Raw genomic sequence first — 1,725 nt, 5'->3', positions numbered from 1 at the left:
AATGCCGAAATCAACCGGCGACTGGTCGCGCAGGACCGTGCTTACTGGATCGAGCGCCTGAACGCGGGTGGCGTCGCCTGCGGCCACATCAGCAATCTGAAGGAGGTGTTTGAGGAGCCGCAGATTCAGCACCTCAATATGGTCAAGGACGTGGTGTCCACCCATCTTGGCGCACAGCGGCTGGTGGGTCAGCCCATGCAGTTGGAGCGCACGCCCAGCACGATTGCCCGTGCCGCTCCGCGCCGGGGCGAGCACACCGAGGAAGTCCTGGGTGAACTGGGCTTGAGCCGCGAAGACCTGGCACGCATGAAATCAACTGGAGTGTACTGATGACGACGACAAGCTATGAATCCCCCACCGAGCGCGTGCAGACCTGGCTCGATGCCGCCACGCTGCATATCCGCTTCAATAACCCGGCACGCCACAACGCCTTGTCGGTGGACATGTGGGAAGCCGTCCCGGCGCTCCTGAGCCAGGCGCAATCCGATGACAGGGTGCGGCTCGTGGTGTTCTCGGGCGCAGGCGAAAAATCATTTGTGTCCGGCGCCGATATTTCGCAATTTGAAGACATGCGCGCTGCACAAGAGGCCGTGACGCGCTACGAGCACATGGCGGAAAACGCGCTGATGAGCATCCTCAACTTCAGCAAGCCTACGCTGTCGTGTATTCGCGGCTATTGCATCGGGGGCGGGGTAAATGTGGCGATCAGCTGCGACATCCGCATTGCCTCTACCGATTCGGTTTTCTCGATTCCCGCTGCCCGCCTGGGCCTGGGCTACCGCTACTCGGCCATGAAAAACCTGGTGGACCTGATAGGTCCCGGCGCCGCCAAGGATTTGTTTTTCACGGCCCGCAAGATTGACGCCAACGAGGCCAGATCGCTGGGTCTGATTTCGCGCGTGTGCGAGCCTGAACAGCTGCCTGCCCTGCTGGCGGAGTACACCTCCGCCATGGCGGTCAATGCGCCGCTGACCATACGCGCGGCCAAGGCCATCACGGCTGAAATCCTCAAGCCTTCGCCCGACTTGGACCGGGCGCTGTGCCAGCAACTGATCCGCGGCTGCTTTGACAGTGCCGACTATGCCGAGGGCCGCAAGGCCTTCATGGAAAAACGCAAACCCGTCTTTATCGGGAAATAAGCTGGCTTCATTTCAGTCCCAACAGAGAGAAAGAACAACACCCATGCAGTCTTACTGGATGCAAATGACCGGGGACCAGGCCGAACTGGAATTGCGCGATGTGCCGCAGCCCGAGCCCGGCCCACAGCAGGTGCTGGTGCGCCTGCATGCAGCCAGCCTGAACCGGGGCGAGTTCATTGCCGGCCATGGGCTGCACGGCAAATCGGGCACCGCCAAGGCCGTGGGCATGGAGGGTGCCGGCGAGGTGGTCAAGCTGAGCGCGGGCGTGAGCAGCCTGAAGCCGGGCGATCGGGTGATGGGGCGCTGTCCTGGCGCTTTTTCAGAATATGCCGTGATGGATGTGCGCGAAGCCATGGTGATGCCCGCGAACCTGTCGTGGGAACAGGCGGCCAGCGTTCCGCTGACCTTTCTGGTGGTTTATGACATGCTGGTACTGCAGGGCCGCCTGGCTGCCGATGAGTGGCTGCTGATCAATGGTGTGTCGTCCGGGGTGGGGGTGGCCGCCCTGCAAACCGCCAAGGCCCTGGGGGCGAAGGTGATAGGCACGTCCGGCTCGGCCGAAAAACTCGCTCGCCTCAAGCCGCTG

3 protein-coding genes are annotated in these 1,725 nt (G+C 62.3%); all 3 read left to right on the top strand.

Features of this window, described 5'->3' with window-relative positions:
* Positions 1-330 (top strand): CoA transferase (locus Q8K05_RS08055; protein ID WP_305246091.1); only part of this gene is annotated, 330 nt, incomplete at its 5' end.
* A complete protein-coding gene (locus Q8K05_RS08050; RefSeq protein WP_305246089.1) occupies positions 330-1,139 on the top strand; it encodes an enoyl-CoA hydratase in 810 nt (269 codons plus the stop codon). The genes Q8K05_RS08055 and Q8K05_RS08050, both read left to right, overlap by 1 nt.
* A gap of 43 nt (positions 1,140-1,182) precedes the next feature.
* A partial coding sequence (locus tag Q8K05_RS08045) for a zinc-binding alcohol dehydrogenase family protein (protein ID WP_305246087.1) occupies positions 1,183-1,725 on the top strand: 543 nt, incomplete at its 3' end.

It is taken from the genome of Polaromonas sp. (assembly GCF_030682935.1).
Lineage (GTDB): Bacteria > Pseudomonadota > Gammaproteobacteria > Burkholderiales > Burkholderiaceae_C > Polaromonas.
Note: the sequence above shows the minus strand (reverse complement) of the source record. Positions and strands in the feature narration are given on the sequence as shown.

Bases quoted from the DNA above. Each gene is read 5' to 3' on its own strand.
- Q8K05_RS08050 (WP_305246089.1), top strand. From the start codon at position 330: ATGACGACGACAAGCTATGAATCCCCCACCGAGCGCGTGCAGACCTGG.